This window comes from Virgibacillus proomii, assembly GCF_018916875.1.
GTDB classification, from domain to species: Bacteria; Bacillota; Bacilli; order Bacillales; family Amphibacillaceae; genus Virgibacillus; species Virgibacillus proomii_B.
The window spans coordinates 35,160-52,188 of the sequence record NZ_JAHLNO010000014.1; the positions used below are offsets into that span (position 1 = coordinate 35,160).

24 protein-coding genes are annotated in these 17,029 nt (G+C 33.9%); all 24 read left to right on the top strand.

Features of this window, described 5'->3' with window-relative positions:
* The 24 genes from KQI21_RS06000 to KQI21_RS16390 all read left to right on the top strand — a co-directional run bounded on the left by KQI21_RS06000 (position 1) and on the right by KQI21_RS16390 (position 16,707).
* On the top strand, positions 1–864 hold the full coding sequence (locus KQI21_RS06000) for a 5'-3' exonuclease (RefSeq protein ID WP_216483229.1): 864 nt from the start codon (positions 1–3) through the stop codon (positions 862–864).
* Between the two features lie 620 nt (positions 865–1,484).
* A complete protein-coding gene (locus KQI21_RS06005; protein ID WP_216483230.1) occupies positions 1,485–2,126 on the top strand; it encodes an ABC transporter ATP-binding protein in 642 nt (213 codons plus the stop codon).
* A 325-nt stretch (positions 2,127–2,451) separates the two neighbouring features.
* A complete protein-coding gene (locus tag KQI21_RS06010; protein ID WP_216483231.1) occupies positions 2,452–3,240 on the top strand; it encodes an ABC transporter permease in 789 nt (262 codons plus the stop codon).
* 233 nt (positions 3,241–3,473) lie between these two features.
* The gene (locus KQI21_RS06015; protein WP_216483232.1) at positions 3,474–3,890 is read left to right on the top strand and encodes a PH domain-containing protein; all 417 of its coding nucleotides are present in this window, start codon (positions 3,474–3,476) and stop codon (positions 3,888–3,890) included.
* A 175-nt stretch (positions 3,891–4,065) separates the two neighbouring features.
* On the top strand, positions 4,066–4,989 hold the full coding sequence (cysK, locus tag KQI21_RS06020) for a cysteine synthase A (RefSeq protein WP_216483233.1): 924 nt from the start codon (positions 4,066–4,068) through the stop codon (positions 4,987–4,989).
* Positions 4,990–5,052: 63 nt separating this feature from the next.
* Complete coding sequence (locus KQI21_RS06025; protein WP_216483234.1) at positions 5,053–5,718, top strand: CPBP family intramembrane glutamic endopeptidase; 666 nt, start codon at positions 5,053–5,055, stop codon at positions 5,716–5,718.
* Between the two features lie 751 nt (positions 5,719–6,469).
* Entirely contained in the window at positions 6,470–7,006 is a 537-nt protein-coding gene (gene speG / locus KQI21_RS06030) for a spermidine N1-acetyltransferase (protein ID WP_216483235.1), read from the top strand.
* 573 nt (positions 7,007–7,579) lie between these two features.
* Positions 7,580–8,329: a MerR family transcriptional regulator gene (locus KQI21_RS06035; protein WP_216483236.1), complete on the top strand. Its 750-nt coding sequence runs from the start codon at positions 7,580–7,582 to the stop codon at positions 8,327–8,329.
* Positions 8,313–9,239 (top strand): ABC transporter ATP-binding protein, encoded by a 927-nt coding sequence (locus KQI21_RS06040; RefSeq protein ID WP_216483237.1) that lies wholly within the window; start codon positions 8,313–8,315, stop codon positions 9,237–9,239. The genes KQI21_RS06035 and KQI21_RS06040 overlap by 17 nt, the downstream gene beginning before the upstream one ends.
* Entirely contained in the window at positions 9,236–10,009 is a 774-nt protein-coding gene (locus tag KQI21_RS06045) for an ABC transporter permease (protein ID WP_216483238.1), read from the top strand. Before KQI21_RS06040 ends, KQI21_RS06045 begins: the two co-directional genes overlap by 4 nt.
* A 139-nt stretch (positions 10,010–10,148) precedes the next feature.
* Positions 10,149–10,547, top strand: coding sequence for a VOC family protein (locus tag KQI21_RS06050; protein WP_216483249.1), 399 nt, complete (start codon positions 10,149–10,151; stop codon positions 10,545–10,547).
* 39 nt (positions 10,548–10,586) lie between these two features.
* A complete protein-coding gene (locus KQI21_RS06055; RefSeq protein WP_309245510.1) occupies positions 10,587–11,090 on the top strand; it encodes a condensation domain-containing protein in 504 nt (167 codons plus the stop codon).
* A gap of 66 nt (positions 11,091–11,156) precedes the next feature.
* Positions 11,157–12,044, top strand: coding sequence for an alpha/beta hydrolase (locus tag KQI21_RS06060; protein WP_216483239.1), 888 nt, complete (start codon positions 11,157–11,159; stop codon positions 12,042–12,044).
* Positions 12,041–12,298 carry a hypothetical protein gene (locus KQI21_RS06065; RefSeq protein ID WP_216483240.1) on the top strand — a complete coding sequence of 86 codons (258 nt, stop codon included), beginning with the start codon at positions 12,041–12,043 and terminating at the stop codon, positions 12,296–12,298. Before KQI21_RS06060 ends, KQI21_RS06065 begins: the two co-directional genes overlap by 4 nt.
* 35 nt (positions 12,299–12,333) lie before the next feature.
* Complete coding sequence (locus KQI21_RS16700; protein WP_373687632.1) at positions 12,334–12,576, top strand: MFS transporter; 243 nt, start codon at positions 12,334–12,336, stop codon at positions 12,574–12,576.
* Entirely contained in the window at positions 12,566–13,243 is a 678-nt protein-coding gene (locus KQI21_RS06075; RefSeq protein ID WP_301281733.1) for an MFS transporter, read from the top strand. Before KQI21_RS16700 ends, KQI21_RS06075 begins: the two co-directional genes overlap by 11 nt.
* A 213-nt stretch (positions 13,244–13,456) precedes the next feature.
* Entirely contained in the window at positions 13,457–13,579 is a 123-nt protein-coding gene (locus KQI21_RS16385) for a hypothetical protein (RefSeq protein ID WP_301281734.1), read from the top strand.
* A 195-nt stretch (positions 13,580–13,774) separates the two neighbouring features.
* Positions 13,775–14,167, top strand: a complete 393-nt coding sequence (locus tag KQI21_RS06080; protein WP_216483243.1) for a RidA family protein — start codon at positions 13,775–13,777, stop codon at positions 14,165–14,167.
* A gap of 528 nt (positions 14,168–14,695) precedes the next feature.
* The gene (locus KQI21_RS06085) at positions 14,696–15,025 is read left to right on the top strand and encodes a PadR family transcriptional regulator (protein ID WP_216483244.1); all 330 of its coding nucleotides are present in this window, start codon (positions 14,696–14,698) and stop codon (positions 15,023–15,025) included.
* Complete coding sequence (locus KQI21_RS06090; protein WP_216483245.1) at positions 15,022–15,432, top strand: permease prefix domain 1-containing protein; 411 nt, start codon at positions 15,022–15,024, stop codon at positions 15,430–15,432. Before KQI21_RS06085 ends, KQI21_RS06090 begins: the two co-directional genes overlap by 4 nt.
* 12 nt (positions 15,433–15,444) lie before the next feature.
* Positions 15,445–16,110: a hypothetical protein gene (locus KQI21_RS06095; RefSeq protein ID WP_216483246.1), complete on the top strand. Its 666-nt coding sequence runs from the start codon at positions 15,445–15,447 to the stop codon at positions 16,108–16,110.
* 286 nt (positions 16,111–16,396) lie between these two features.
* The gene (locus KQI21_RS16045) at positions 16,397–16,468 is read left to right on the top strand and encodes a penicillin acylase family protein (RefSeq protein ID WP_253291330.1); all 72 of its coding nucleotides are present in this window, start codon (positions 16,397–16,399) and stop codon (positions 16,466–16,468) included.
* Complete coding sequence (locus tag KQI21_RS16050) at positions 16,465–16,629, top strand: hypothetical protein (RefSeq protein ID WP_253291325.1); 165 nt, start codon at positions 16,465–16,467, stop codon at positions 16,627–16,629. Before KQI21_RS16045 ends, KQI21_RS16050 begins: the two co-directional genes overlap by 4 nt.
* Before the next feature lie 3 nt (positions 16,630–16,632).
* Positions 16,633–16,707: a penicillin acylase family protein gene (locus KQI21_RS16390; protein WP_309245511.1), complete on the top strand. Its 75-nt coding sequence runs from the start codon at positions 16,633–16,635 to the stop codon at positions 16,705–16,707.
* Positions 16,708–17,029: the final 322 nt, after the last annotated feature.

Consider the following 17,029-nt stretch of genomic DNA (forward strand, 5'->3'; position numbering starts at 1 on the left):
ATGAACAAACATCAAATTATGCTAGTTGATGGCATGGCACTATTATTCCGCGGCTTTTTTGCTACAGCATTTCGCGGTAATTTTATGAAAACAAGTGAAGGCATACCGACAAACGGTGTCTATCAGTTTTTACGTTATTTCCTTGATGCGGTAAAGACATTTTCTCCAACGCACGTCATTTGCTGCTGGGATACGGGAAGCAAAACGTTTCGTACAGAAATGTATGCAGATTATAAAGCAAATCGGGATGAACCACCAAAAGAATTAATACCGCAATTTGATTTGGTAAAAGAAGTGGTAGATAGCTTTGATATCGCAAATATAGGAATAGAAAATTTTGAAGCAGATGATTGTATTGGAACTCTAGCAAAACTTTATGCTGAGGATCATGAGGTATTGATTCTTACGGGTGACCAGGATATTTTGCAATTAGTTGATCAAAAAATTCAAGTAGCTATTATGAAGAAAGGACAGGGTAATTATGAAGTATATAATGAAACTAATTTCTATGAAAAGAAAGGGATTTTCCCAAATCAAATAGTAGATTTAAAAGGATTAATGGGAGATCCATCTGATAATTACCCGGGGGTAAAGGGAATTGGTGAAAAGACAGCAATGAAGCTAATACAAGCCCACGGATCGATCGAAAATATATTAGAAAATATCGATGAATTACCAAAAGGAGTGCAAACGAAAATAAAAACGAATCTCGATATGCTTTATTTATCACGGCGTCTTGCTAAAATAAATTGTAACGTTCCAATTCGTTGTCAGTTAGATCATACATTATGGAATTATGACAGGGGAAAGATAATAAATACATTTAAAACCCTTGAGTTTAAGAATTTAGAAAAATTAGTGTGATAATCTCATGTTATTAATAGCTCATATTTTATGGGCTATTTTTTTGCTTTTTTAGGAAATGATATTGTTTTTACATGGGGGAAACGCATTTTTAAATTTGCTTTGCTGCATCATTTAGATGCTCAAGCCGCAGTAAACTTTGATCTTTTCCCTATAACAAATAAATATTTGCTCTATTGTCGTTATGTTTCCTATATTCTCCTGCTTTTATTTTAACCATCTTCAAAATACATGGCGGGGGTATTTTAGAAATAACGGGGGTTTCCGTTATACCTATAAGGGGTATTTGATTAAATCGGAAGGGTATCCCGACTACCTATAAGGGGTAAGTAAACCTAAAGACGGCATTACTGGGTTAGGGAAGACATTAAATTTGGAGACAACATGAAAATAACTTATAGTAAAAGAGAAACACTGATTTTATACTATAGGAAAGTATAAAACTTTAGGCTTTATAGTATAAGAAAAACGATAGCTTTCACTATAAAGACCTGGCGACAAGCCAAGTTTTTCTAATTAAAAGATGCCTTCAGTTATAAAAGATTGTTAAAACCATAACATTGTAAAATAAGGAAACCTATTGATGCAATAAGAAATCAGGCTATGAGGGTGGGATAGTGATGTCATTATTTCGTGTGGAAAATTTAAAAGTTAATGGAGTTTTAGAAATGGATAAGTTAGAAATACAAGCAAATAAAAAAATTTGTATTATTGGCAAAAGCGGGAGTGGGAAATCGACTTTTCTGCGGCTATTAAATCATTTAGATTCCCCTGATCAAGGGAGGATTTTATATCATGAAGAAAATATTTCAAGTATAGATCCAATAAAGCTAAGAAGGAAAGTTACGATGGTTCCGCAGACGCCTGTTATTTTTCCTGGCACCATAAAAGAAAATTTGTTAATTGGTCAAAAATTTTCCGGAATGGATTTAGCAGAGGATGCTTATTTAGAAAAAGTGCTTTACCAAATATTCTTACATAAATCGCTGGAAACTCCGGCAGAAGATCTGTCAGGAGGAGAAAAACAACGATTGGCCTTAGCAAGAGCAATGTTGCTCGATGCAGAAGTATTTTTATTAGATGAACCGTCTTCTGCATTAGATAGAGCGACAGCAGATGACGTTATCGGTGCATTTATCGATTTTATTAAAGCTGAAAATAAATCGATGCTTATGGTTACACATGATCTTGAAATAGCAAATCGTATAGCAGATGAAACAATTGATATAAATCAATATAGTAAAGCCGTTAAGCAAAGTTAAGGGTGTTTACAATAAAACGTTCCGAAGGTAAGAAATTTGTTAATCTTAGAGGATGTTCAAAAAGTTCGATATAAAACGCATCGATTTTTTTGCATTATAGGAAAGTATAAAACTTTAGGCTTTATAGTATAAGAAAAACGATAGCTTTCGCCATAAAGACTTGGCGACAAGCCAAGTCTTTCTAAAGTTTGCAGGACATGTTAAGTGTACTGCAAAAAAACAAAGAGAGTTCGTTTAGGAATATATTATTGCAATAATTTAAGGACATAGTTACGATCTTAGCCTGAACATGAACCATTAAATAAATCTTGAAAGGAGCAAAAAAATGAATGACGCAACAGACTTGACTTTTTGGCAACTATTATTTGCTTATGTATTTATTGTTATATTATGGATTATTGTACGTGTAAAAGGGATACCTCGAGAAAAGTTGATTATCATTTCTACATTACGAATGACCATTCAATTAATTTTAGTTGGATATTTACTAATGGTGGTGTTTGAGAATCCAAATCCACTTATCACGCTAATCATTGTTCTGTTTATGCTCGCCTTTGCTATTTATAATGTGTATAAACGAGCAAGTGTAGCGATCAATCTCTCCGTAAAAAAGACAATTGCTTTAGCGATGGCACTAGGTATATCGATTAGTATGATTTACTTTTTGTTTGTCGTTTTACAATTAGAACCCTGGTATAATCCGCAACTATTTATCCCGATCGGCGGTATGATTATAGGAAATGCGATGACAGGTATTACCTTAGGGGTTAATCAATTATTAATTGGTATGCGAGAGCAAAAAGCAAAAGTAGAAGGTGCTTTAATGCTTGGAGCAACTCCCAAGGATGCATCTCACTCGATCATTAACGAGGCGTTTGATTCTGCCATGCTCCCGACAATCAATTCTATGGTTGGTATGGGGATTGTGTTTTTACCTGGAATGATGACAGGGCAAATTATTGCTGGCGCTTCCCCGGTAGATGCGGTTAAATATCAAATTGCTATTATGCTCGGTATAGCTGGTACAGTCGCAATTACAGTTGTGATCTTTCTCCATTTAGCATATAAAACCTTTTTTAATCATCGTGCACAATTAACTATTTCAGATGAATAAAATATAGTAGCAAAAAGATTGTTTGACGCACTCCTTTTTTAGATGATTATCGTCAAGCACCATCATAATATGAAGTAATTTGGAGGACATAATTTAACTCTTGCGCAACTTCACAACTAGTAGAAGAATATAAGAAAAAACGAACATATGAATATTTTTCCTTCCAATAGACAGGGTTGGAAAATGATCAGATTACTTTTATAATAGAGAAAAAGTATACAGGAGGAAAAATAATGAAATTTCCTTCCAAAAAAGATCGATGGCTGGCTGCCTTGTTATGGGGAATTGTCCTTTTAGGTGTTTTCATACCGATGATTATGGGGAATTTTATATCTGCATTGCTTGTTCTTCCCTTGATATTATTGTTATTATGGTTTTGGTTTGGTACAGATTACTGTATTATCGATCATAAACTTAAAATCCGTTACGGACCAATTCGACAAACCATTGATATTAATAAAATTAATACTATTTTTACAGCAAGGAAGAACCCGTTAGCTGTTGCTCCTGCTTTATCGCTTGATCGGATTGTTTTGGATTGTGGGAAGTTCGATGTAACTACAATCTCACCACTGAATAAACAGCAATTTTTACAAGTACTTATTGAAATCAATCCAAATATAAAAATGGAAAAAGGACTTAAATCATAAAGTGAATCTTTAATCAGTGGGGGAGGTTCTTTTATCCCCCATTGATTAAATGAACAGAATCGGGCATTTGACTTGCTGTTGGATCCTTTCGTAGCATGGAAGTAGAGGACTTACTCCGAGTTATATGTAGGATAATAGACCTCTTGATTTAACCGTATAAAGGAGGATGAGCAAGATGCGCGTCGTTAAAAATGTTAGTGAACTTATTGGGGAAACACCAATAGTTAAATTGAATAAGCTTGCTCCTGCTGGTGCAGCAGATGTTTATGTGAAATTGGAAATGTATAATCCAAGCCGAAGTGTTAAAGACCGCGCAGCATATAATATGATTAAAGTAGCTGAAGAGAAGGGATTACTTAAGCCGGGAGATACGATTATCGAGCCTACTAGCGGAAATACCGGTATTGGCTTGGCGATGAATGCTGCAGCAAAAGGGTATAAAGCGATTATTGTTATGCCTGACAACAGTACAGAAGAACGCAGAAACATTTTGCGAGCATACGGAGCAAAGGTTGTATTAACACCAAGTGAGGAGAAAATGCCCGGTGCTATCAAAAAAGCATTAGAACTACAAAAAGAAAATCCAGGCAGCTTTATTCCGCAACAATTTGAAAATGAAGCAAATTCAGATATCCATCGAATTACAACAGCTCTAGAAATATACGAGCAAATGGAAGGTGAACTGGATGCCTTTGTATGTACAGCAGGAACCGGTGGAACGGTAACCGGTACGGGTGAGGTTTTAAAAGAAAAGCTTCCAGATCTTCATATTGCTGTGGTAGAACCAAAGGGATCTCCAGTACTGTCAGGTGGAAAGCCAGGGAAGCATAAACTGGTCGGCACCAGTCCAGGATTTATTCCAGATATATTAAATACATCGATTTATGATGAAATTATCCAGATTGCCGATGAATATGCAGTGGATTTGTTTAAACAACTTGGTCAAAAAGAAGGTATTTTTATTGGGCTTTCTGGTGCAGCTGCTGTTTTTGCTGCTATTCAAGTAGCAAATAAACTTGGTAAAGGAAAAAAAGTGGTTTGTATTGCACCAGATTCAGGAGAGCGCTATTTAAGCATGAATTTATTTGCAGAAGAGTGAAGATATCGTATAGAGAGAATTATTCTCTTATATGATAAAGTCATATTATCTCGGGGGAAAGAAGTGCGTAAACGAACGACATTTATTATAATTAGCACTATTTTTTCTTGTTTGCTCCTTGCGTTTATCGAGCATGGATTAAATACCAATTATGCAATGAAATCAATTAGTAAAATTAGTTTATTTTTACTAAACATTTGGCTATATCAAGCATTATTTAAAGACTTTCGCTTTTTAGATGTATTAACCTTGAAAAAGTTTAACCAGCGTGATCTGCGGCGATTGTTACTTTTAGGCTTCTTATCAGCAAGTATCGTTCTTGCTTCCTATTATTTCTTTCAACCATATTTTACAATTAATCAAATTAAAGGAGATTTAACAAATCGCTTAGGGATAACTACTATAGGTTTTATTTTTGTCGGACTGTATATAACTTTTATCAACTCATTTTTAGAAGAGTATTTCTTCCGGGGATTTGTTTTCTTTTTGCTTCCGAGAAAAATGGCTTATCTATTTAGTCCGCTATTATTTGCAACGTACCATATTCCTATGATTGCTTTATGGTTTAGCCCGATATTGATCGGCATTTGCTTTATCGGTTTATGGTTCATTGCGATTATTTTTCATAGGGTAAATGAAAAAGACCGTACCATTTGGTCTTCCTGGATTATTCATATTTGTGCTGATATAATGATTATTTTAATTGGTATAACATTTTTCTATTTCTAACAGTCTTACTGCTGGTTGTAAGTTTTTTAGAGACATTGCTATCTTAGATTAGCTTATTTAAACACTCCGGTTCAAAGACATTCGTTTTTCAACGGAAGAATTAAATGCTAAGAGTAGTAAAGAAAATGTGACTTTAACTGAAAAACTTACATTCTTTTTTATTGTATATCGACGCCATACACGGAAACCAACTTGTAGCTCCTGAATTCCAAAAAACACGAGATTTAGGAAGAGTATAATTCGTGGTTCAAATAAGTATAAGGTATTTATGCTTACAAAAAACACTGATATCCCTCGTCTGAATTATTAAACAAGGTGTTCTAACAACAAAGATAAAGGTATGTAAATAAGAACAATATTTGTCTTACAGATAACAGAAAAACAGGGCTTTAAACGGATGAATTACGTGTAGGTGATCGGTTATTCTTAATCTTTGGCAGCAAATGTAAATGAAATGAAAATTTTGATGCAGAAGCGGTAAACGATGGAAAGAAACAATCAGGGTAATATTACAATATAATGCGACAATGGATAAAAATAAACCAATTATACTTGATTTTATCAGTTAAAATTAATTTAGTGTAAAAGTAGGAAATATTGTTACTCGGTATTTTCTTTCCGCTTCCCTAACCTTGGAATTTCATTTTCCTGACAGAGTTTACCTATTAATAATAATTCCTTTATAAAAACTTTGGATAATGATATAGTTTATCATGTATGCTTTATGTTAAATTCTTGGAGGTTATAGAAAATGAACAAGGAAATTAAAATACGTTCTTTAGAGCGTGAAGATTTACAATTTGTTCATGAACTAGGAAATGATGCAAATATTATGGCTTATTGGTTTGAAGAACCATATCATTCTTTTGTAGAGTTACAGGATATATATGATAAGCATATTCATGATCAAAGTGAGCGGCGGTTTATTCTTGAATCAAAAAAAGGTGAAAGGCTAGGTCTCGTTGAGTTAGTAGAGATTGATTATATTCATCGGAATGCGGAATTTCAAATCATTATTAAACCGGAGCATCAAGGTCGGGGCTATGCAGTTACTGCCGCACGGTTAGCAATGGATTATGCTTTTTCCATATTAAATTTGCATAAACTCTATCTTATCGTTGACAAGTATAATGAAAAAGCAATTCATATTTATAAAAAAGTCGGTTTTAAAGTAGAAGCTGAATTGAAAGATGAATTCTTCGTTGAAGGCAGTTATCATAATGCTTATCGAATGTGTATTTTTCAACATGAATATTTAAACATGAAAAATAACCCTCATAAAGTATAATCACAGTGTTGTAATGTTATTTTGTCGAGGTAATCCAGTGATAAAGCAACTATTTTCTTTCAATCATAAGTAGGTTAAAAAACTTCCGTTGAGTGGGAGTTTTTTATATGTCAAAAAGTATAGCTTATGGAAAATGAACTTTGCCCAACTTATATAACCAGTTATAATCATTGAACTGTTAAATCGTCATAAGCTATAAAATGGGTATACAGTATAAAGCAGTTATCGAAAAGAACAATATTTTTCGTTTTAGATAATCCTTACCTTTTCTTATAACAATTGCATTTTCTAATTATATTATCGTTATTAATTTAGGAAGTATATTATGGTACAAGCCTTAGATGAAATATAAAAGAATAATTTACTTTCAAAGAGATCTATTCGTAATGGAGGAATAGATCTTTTATTAATAGAGATGTTCAAAAATGGTCAAAATGACAAATTGAAAATTCCTCTAAATTTTATAGGTTTTATAAATAAATGTAACTCAAATATTTATTTTTTAAAAAACTTGAATCCAACGTTACGTGTTGTTTTATACTTAAGTTAGCAATCCGAAGAGGAGATGACCAAATGTACACCATTGGGAAATTATCCAAAAAAACAGGAGTTACAATTCGAACGCTTGATTATTATGATGAAATCGGTCTGTTAAATCCATCCTCTACGACAGAAGGGGGACATAGACTATATGGGGAAGCGGAACTACTTCGACTGGAACAAATTTTATCATTAAAGTTTTTAGGTTTTTCACTGGAAAAGATACAACGTATTTTACAAGAACCTGCATATTCCTGGGAAAAAGCTCTTGGAGAACAGTTATTGATGGTTAAAGAACAGAAAAAACATATCGAGGAATTAGAACAATCTTTACGTGCCATCTTATATACGATTCAAATAGAAAAGGAAATAAATTGGGACTTAATCTTTGGTATCATGCATTTATTTCAGAAGAAGAACAACGAGATAGATACTGTACTAGATCGTTATATGAGCCAACAGCATAAGGAAAAGATGCTGTCTGTCAATATGGAAGAAGACAAGTTAGAGAAATGGGTGGAACTTATCCATGAAATAAACAAGCATCTGCATGTTCCTCCAGAATCCGAGATTGCCCAAAAGCTTGCGGATCGCTGGATGGAAGGGGTTTATGACATGTTTGGCGATGATGAAGAGTTTCTTGACAGTGCCTGGAATGCAATTAATAAAGAATGTGGTGGTCTTATGTTTTATCCAATGACGAAGGACGTTGTAAATTTTATTCATGAAGCAATGATTGTAAAAGAAAAAAGGAAAGGTGACAAGAATGCAAAATGCGATTGAGATGAAACACGTAAAGAAGACATATGGTAAAAATGTGATCGCTTTAAATGACTTATCGTTAATGATTAAAGAAGGGATCACCCTTTCTTTACTTGGTCCCAATGGATCAGGAAAAACAACAATTATTCGTATTTTAACATCTCTAGCTTATCCAGATGACGGAGAGATCAGGATTTTTGGCAGTGGAAAATTAGATAAAAAAATAATTGGTTGTGTTTCACAGTCTTCAGGAGTCGATCCGATGGGAACAGGAAAAGAGAACTTGATGCTTCAAGGAAGAATTTATGGACTTAAAGGGGATGTGTTAAAAAAACGTGTCGATGAATTACTTACGGCATTTCAATTGCAAAAAGATGCTAATCGCTTAAGTAAGCAATACTCTGGTGGGATGAAAAGGAAACTCGATCTAGCAATGGGAATCATTCATCGACCAAAACTGCTTTTTCTCGATGAGCCAACTACAGGATTGGATCCTGAAGCGAGAAAAGATTTATGGGCTGCGATTAAGCAGTTACAACGTAAAGAAGGTATGACAGTTGTGCTGACAACTCATTATATGGAAGAAGCGGATGAATTATCCGATTCGATCGCTTTTATTAATGACGGAAAAATTGTTGTAGAAGGAACAGCTGAGGAGTTAAAAAGCAAAGTTGGGAAAGATACCGTTTCAATTACGTGTGATAACCAAGAACAAGCATATACTATTTTACAAGAGACTTACGAAACGAGAAGGGAAAAGGAGCAATTAGAAATGATGGTAGAACAAGGAGATCAAGAATTATCGAAAATTTCAGGAATATTGACTAAACACAGTATTAATGTAACGTCCATCTCTGTTTCAAAACCGGATCTCGGAGACGTATACCTTCTATATACGGGAAAAAAGTTAAGAGAGGAAGAAAACGAATGAAAGTATGGAGTGATACATTATGGATTTTTGTTCGTTCAATAAGACTCTATGTTCGTACACCATTTATCGTTTTAATGACTGTTATCCAACCAATTTTATGGATGTTTTTGTTTGGTGAAGTATTTTCAAGTATGGCTGATATTCCTAGTTTTGGCGGTGATTCGTATATTGAATTTCTAGGCCCGGGGATTGTAATGATGAGTACGATGATGGCGGGAGCTTATGCAGGTTTAGGTATCATCAGTGACTATAGGGAAGGTGTTCTTGACCGCTTGTTAATTTCACCCATTCACCGATCTGCTATCGTACTAGGAGGTTTATTACAAGAATCCGTAACGATGGTAATTCAGGCACTGCTTATGATTGGCGCTGCCTTTCTATTAGGTACTTCATTTTCCGGAGGGATAGTCGGGGTTATTCAGTTAATTATTATTGCTGTTTTATTAGGGCTTGCAATGGGAGTATTATCAACATCGCTTGCGTTATTGGTTTTAAAAGAGGAAAGCCTTACTGCAGCAGTAAGCTTCATTACCATGCCGTTACTATTTCTTTCTGGAATGTTTGTTCCTCTTGACCTTGTACCTCCGTGGATTGAAAAATTTGCTGCTTTTAATCCACTCAATTGGGCAGTAGAAGCAGGACGTGAGGTAATTACTGCACAGCCAGATTGGGATATCGTCATTCGTTATAGCAGTTACTTACTGCTTATGTTTAGTATCGCTTGTGTATTTGTTCTTTTAGCATTTCGAAAATATCAAAAAACGTTATAGAAAGATATGCTCCATGCACTATATGTATCCATTTATTTTTGGGAAAATTCCCAAAAATTATATAGAACCATATTGTTTTTTAACTCCTAATTATTGAGTTAAGCAAGACAACACTATTGAAAGAAGGTGAGTATATAGAATTAGAGATTTTTATGCAGCACAAATACAAATAGTAAGACCTACAGATAAATTTGTGAAAGTCATTCAATTTTATGAAGTAGGTATCGGTTTAAAAAAACTGGAAGAGTTTCATGGTACCAGAGGATATAAAGGAGTTATATTTGGGCTTCTACATACGAATTATCATTTGGAATTTACATCACATGAGAACGGTAGTCCTTGTGTAGCTCCAACGAAGGATAATCTGATCGTCTTTTATATGCAAGACAATAACGAAATAAATCAGTTAGTAAAGCGAATGAATCATATGGGCTATAAAGAGGCAGAACCTGAAAATGAATATTGGAAGGAAAAAGGGATTACAATAGAAGACCCGGATGGTTGGCGAGTAGTATTTATGAATCGATCATATGTATGATATGCATGATTTTATAGTTAAGTATAATCAACTTATGACATTCCTTCAAATAGTCGACCAGAAAAAGAAGGAAGTGAAAAAACAATAGGGATGTTTCTTAATTTTATCCCGTTTAGACAAGAAGTAAGGACTGTAGGTTCTTTGTCTGAACTTATTCAGATGACTTTTGAGAATGAAAAGGATAGTCTTTCGCATAGAAATTATCCTTTACCTGCTCTTTTAAAAGACCTAGAAACAGACCGAATCTTTGATACCATTTTCAATTATACTAATTTTAAAAAGTATAAAGATCTCTCGACACCTGAAAATGGTATGAAATTACTTAATGATATCAAGTGGTTTGAGCATACTGATTTCGATTTACTAGTAAATGTTGGTTATGATGTAGAGAACGTACTAACAATTACTTTTAACGCTAACGGCAAAAAAATCTCCAAAGATACATTAGAAAGATATAAATCTATTTATGCTAATGTCTTTGAGCGAATGAGTGCCAACGAAGATAGTACCATAGATAATTTTCTCACCTATGAAGTAATTTAATTCATTACTAAGTCCCTGCTTGAATTGGAAAGAAGGGAATTAGTAATAATAAAAGAGTGAATTTTAATGGAAAATTACATGAAATCAACGGTAAAAACATTCAAACAAACTGATGGGTATAAACAACATTATAGGGTTTGGGAAAAAAAGAGAAATGAAGATGTTGTAGTCCTTTTGCATGGGGGGATTAGTCACTCAGAATGGCAGGCACCTCTCGCAACTCATCTAATCGCCAATGCTGAACTTTCTTTTGTAGCTTTAGATCGAAGGGGTTCAGGCTTAAACAAAGTTGAAAGAGGTAATTTAGTTTCTAAAGATAGAGAAATCAAAGATGTTGTTGACTTCCTAAAAAAACTAAGGGAAGATTATAAGTATATTCACTTAGCCGGGTGGTGCTTTGGAGGACAAGTTGCAACAGTTATAGCTGCAGAATTAGAAAAAGAAGATATTTTAACTTCGTTCTCAATGATTGCACCAGGTTTTTCATATACAGAAAGGTATAGCGATGTTCTTAAAATGTCGAACCATACAGCTTCTGAGATAGTAAAGGAGTTCAATCTGAAACCAGAAAAATCATATCCTTATGTTCCTGTGCCGCTCCAGCCCATTGATTTTACTGAACAAGAGAGTTTTCATCACTTTATAAAAAGCGATCCTCTTTGTTTACAAAATGTAAGTGAGAGGACTTATGAAGTATGGTACGAATTAGCGGAGTTAGCAATTAATTCACTTTCTTCTATTTCAACACCACCAACATTAGTAATCTTTGGAGCTAACGATAGATTGGTTGATAACAAGAAAGTAGAGACGTTAATAAGAAATAACATTAAAACAGATTATCTTAAGTTTGAGAGTGTTGATGCTGGCCATGCAATACAGTTCGATGAACCTGAAAAACTCGCTAAATTATTATCGTCTTTTGTAATTGACTCATCACGGAGGGTGTTAAATTGAAATTAAAGTTAGTGCTTAGAGATTTAACTTTATTATTAGCTAGTATGATTACAATTATTGGCACAACAGCTATTACTCCAAGCCTACCAGGGATGAATAGCTACTTTGAGATTTCAAGTGAATACTGGGTTATGATCTCACTAACTATACCGGCTTTATCTGCTGGTTTATTCGCCCCATTTACTGGTATAGGACAAAGTAGGCAGGAAGAAATTATTAATTTCTTCCTTACTTGTATGGTGCTTCTGGTATAGCAGGTTTCTTTACTTCTTCATTAGTAATAATGTTAATGAGTAGATTTTTACTGGGTATTGCTGTAGCTGCACCTACAACTTGTGCAACTGCATTGATAAGTGACTATGCACAGAATTCTAAAACTGCTATATCTTTAGGAAGACAATCATTATTTATGGCATTCGGCAATGTAATATTTGTTTCAATAAGCGGATTTTTGGCTGATTTTGATTGGAGATATCCTTTTTTAATTTACGGTAGCTTTTTTATTACTTCCTTCTGCAATTATGCTTATTAAAGAACCAGAAAGGATACCTACAAATACTATTAAGCAAAAGAACACAAATAATGCTAATAAAAAAACAACTATTAGCAAAAAGGTCACACCAACTACTATTCTGGTTAGTACTATTGGGTTTATCACAATGGTTACATATTTTATGGTTCCTTCACAATTGCCATTCTATGCTGAGTCACTTAATATTCAAAGCAGTACTGCAGTTGGGTTCTTGCTTGCGCTAGTTGGCTTAGTGTGGGGACTAACATCTACACAATATGCTCGATTAAGAAAGATGCTATCTTTCGAAAAGATTGCAATGTTTGCGTTATTATCTATTAGCGTAGGATACATTCTTTTATTCTTATCAACTAACATTACAATAATGGTAATCGCTTTAGCTTTGGTTGGAGCAGGTGTTGGAACAACATTACCAAATTTAAACACTTGGTTAATAACCACTACTAGTTCTGAATTTAAGGGAAGGGCGTTAGGTAGTTTTTTTATGGGACAATTCTTATCTCCAGTAATTACACGACCAATTACGGCGAGTTTAGGCATTCCTTACGGTTATCTAATGGGAGGTTTATCACTATTTATTTTATTCGTGTTGTGCGCAGTATATGAGCGTAAGAAATTACGCTATGATAAAACTAAACAGACTAAAATAAAGGGTTCGGCAGTATGAACAATAGAATAATGTATGCCTTATCAGACATTAAACATATTAAAATTGATTATAGTATCTTATCTGGAAGCGAGATACTATATCGTAATTATGAAGACCAATTAAAATATGTAACAGATGCAATTATGCTACGTAAACTAGTCGCGTTTATTATAAATACACCTGCAGAAAATATTATAATTGATAGGACTTGTAATGATTGTGGCAAGCAACATGGCAAACCTAGAATTTTTAAATACTGAATTAGAGGCTTCTGTAAGTCACTCAGGGGATAAGGTTTTGGTTGCAGCAACCAAAGGACCAAAGATAGGGGTTGATGCTGAAATGATGGTTTGAAAATGCCAATGAATAAAGTTTGCCTGATCCCAACAATGGACTCACAATACCAGATACAGTATGAAGAGCGACTAATTGATGGATAAATCCTTAGTATAAATACCGGAGAAGGGTACTTCGGTGCAATATGCGCTCTTAATATAGATAAAAATATGTAATTAATAACAAAAACAATTAGTAATAGGAGGATTTAAAATGAAAGTAACTAGGAATCCAGAAGGTATTCATAAGCCGTTAGCACCTTACACTCATCAAATTGAAACTTCAGGTAATATGAAATGGTTGACATTATCAGGTCAGCTTGGAATGGATGTGGACGGGTACGTTCCAGAGGATTCATTAGAACAATTGAAGTTAGCCTTTAAAAACATAAATAATAATTTAGAAGAGGCAAATATGGAAGTAAAAGACCTAACTAAGCTTGTGTTTTATATTGTAGGGGAAATGGATGCAAATAAAAGAAGAGATATAATTAGTGAGTTTTTAGGTGATCATTTACCTTGTACAACAATGGTATTCGTAGTTGGTTTAGCAGCACCACAATTTAAAGTAGAGATTGACGCATGGGCTTGTAAAGAGGATGTATAATTTGTTTTTTAAATATAATCAAGTAAAGCCTCTCCAAGAAGTATTTGGAGAGGCTTTACTTGATTATTTATTCTTATGAGCCATTCATATGTAAAAGGACAAGAAAGTTTGTACAACAAATAGAAGGTAGAACATTGATTTTACAATATATACTTTAAATTACTCTAACAAGGAGTGATAACGAATAAAAGTTATCTATATTACTCATTTGTTTATTGTGTAATTTGATTTATTGTTGATTCCGTTCAATCGAATAATCTCCAAAATAAAATTTCATTCATTTTTATTTTATTTTGATAGATAGAGTAAAATTATAATACATTACTCTATCACATAGATATAAATAAGTAAGGTGAACAAAAATATTATTTAAAGAAAAAAGTTTAACAAACCCTAGTATAATAAATGAATTTTAGTTCTTATATACAAAAAATATTTTAGTCTATTTTTAATTACTTTGACACGCAGAGTAATTAGTGTTAATATTACTCCATCAGATAGAATTATAATGAGTGAGGAAGGATTGTTATGATTAGAAGTGATATTATTCGCGGTCATCTGGAATCCATCATCCTGCGGTTGATTTATGAAAATGATCAGTATGGTTATGAAATATCGAAACAAATCAGCCTACGGACAGAGAATCGTTACCAGATTAAAGAGGCTACACTATATGCGGTTTTCCAGCGCCTTGAGAAGAAAGGTTTAATTGAATCCTATTACGGCAATATGTCTCACGGTGGAAAGAGAAAATATTACAGAATCACGACGTTGGGAAAAGCTTATTTAAAAGAAACCGTTAAAGAATGGCGAGAAACAAAAGAAATTATTGATTTGTTTATGGAGGGATTAGATTGAAGAAGATAAAAAACCATGTAGATGAATTATTCAAGGATACCCCAAATAGCGAAGAAAAAGAAACAATCAAGCAAGAGATTTATCAGAACCTGGAAGAAAAAGTATACGATCTGATGGCTCAAGGGAAGGAAGAAGAGGACGCTATCAATAAGGCCATCGTGGAATTTGGCAATATTGATGAAATAAAAAGTGAATTAGGTGTTTACAACATAGACAAGGATGTAAGGAGAATAGAAAAAGCAAAAATCGATTTGAATTTCTCCATATGGGGAAGTATTTTAATTATTGCTTTGATGATCTTTGTTAATATGTATTACTCTCCTTCGACTATTTGGTTTGTTTACCCGACTTTCGCTATTTTATGGTGGCCGCTTATCATGTTTTATAGATGGAGAAAATTAAAATAAGGAGGTGCTGATATGAAACAAGAGCTTTTCTTTGCAACACTCGGAAGTATCATGACGATTGCATTTTTAATGGTAGTTAATTTTCTTACAACTCCCGGAGATCTCTGGTTCTTGTATCCTTCTCATGTGCTCATTTTGTTGCCAATCAGTCTTTATTTTTTAAGCAAAAAGCAATATAAACAATTTGTCCTTTTTACCGGTTTAGTAACTATCCTTTTCTTATGGGTAAATAATTATTTCAATTCACCGGGACATCCGTGGATTTTATATGTTGCTTATCCAATTATCTTATTAATTCTCTTGACTTTCTTAGGCAAAGCAAGTAAAAAGTTATCCGTCGCATTAATTGGAAGCGGGGCTACGATTTTGTATTATTCTCTCTTGAATTATTATCTTTCACCAGGATATCCATGGGCGATTTATCCTGCGTATGCGATATTATGGTGGCCAATCCTTTTATACTTTATTAGATCCAAAAGATATTTTGGATTATCTATTTTAGGAACTTTCATAACAGTTGTTTTTTTAATCATTGTCAGCGCAATTTCTACACCAAATGTCATTTGGGAAGTGTATCCGATTATTCTCATCTTATGGTGGCCATTGAGCATGTGTTTTTACGGTTCTGACAGGAGAAAAAATGGTGGCAATAAAAAGGGTGCGGTACATATAAAGTAAAGTTAATAAAATAGTGAATAAAAAAGATGTATATGAAACGTTACCCAAGAAAAAAAGAGTAAGCAAAAAAGAGAAGTTACTGGGTTCTCTCATTGTTTTAGTACTTATTGTGCCTCGTCTTTATAAATGGATACATTGATAAATCTCTTCCAAAAACAGAGGGGACGATGGAGCTTTCCATACTAGAGAATGAAGTTACTGTCATTACTGATGATGGGGTACCGCATATTCATGTGGATAACATACGTATTTGGGCTATTTCCAAGCAGATCGGAGAATGTTTCAAATGGAGTTCTCTCGTGGAACGACATCAGGTACGTTAAGTGAAGTGGTTGGGGAAAAGATACCGTTAATATGAATAAATATTTTTATACATTGGGCTTGAGACGTGCAGCGGAGAAATCTTACGAAGTTTATTCTGAAGAGTCGATTGAAGCTTTGAAATGGTTTGCTTCTGATGTGAATGCTTATATAGAGGATATCATTATCCCCAATCCTTCCAATGGCAGTAACAACTGAGTTATAAGTGGAGACAAAACAGCGTCAGGTATGCCGCTCTTAGCAGGTGATCCACATCTTGAACCGTGCTTTCTTTAAGGTGGACGGCGCTTGATGCAAGTACGGAACTGGAAGCGATTATGGAATTTAGCTGGGCTGCCAATTGGGATGAATTTGAAGAAAGGCAGGTCTCCAATATTTTTATTACTGTAAAAGGACAAAAAAGTTTGTACTTTTATGAAAATTATTCTCCTTCTTATTTTTCTTCGTTTATCCTCGTAATAAAGGGATTTATCTTCTTTCACTAGCGTCGCATTAAAATACTTAAACCCATTAGTGAATACTGAATTTTCTTTAACTATATTTTTCCATAAAAAATCCTTTATAATGGTTGGCGGTAGTAACCTATCCAAATCCAATA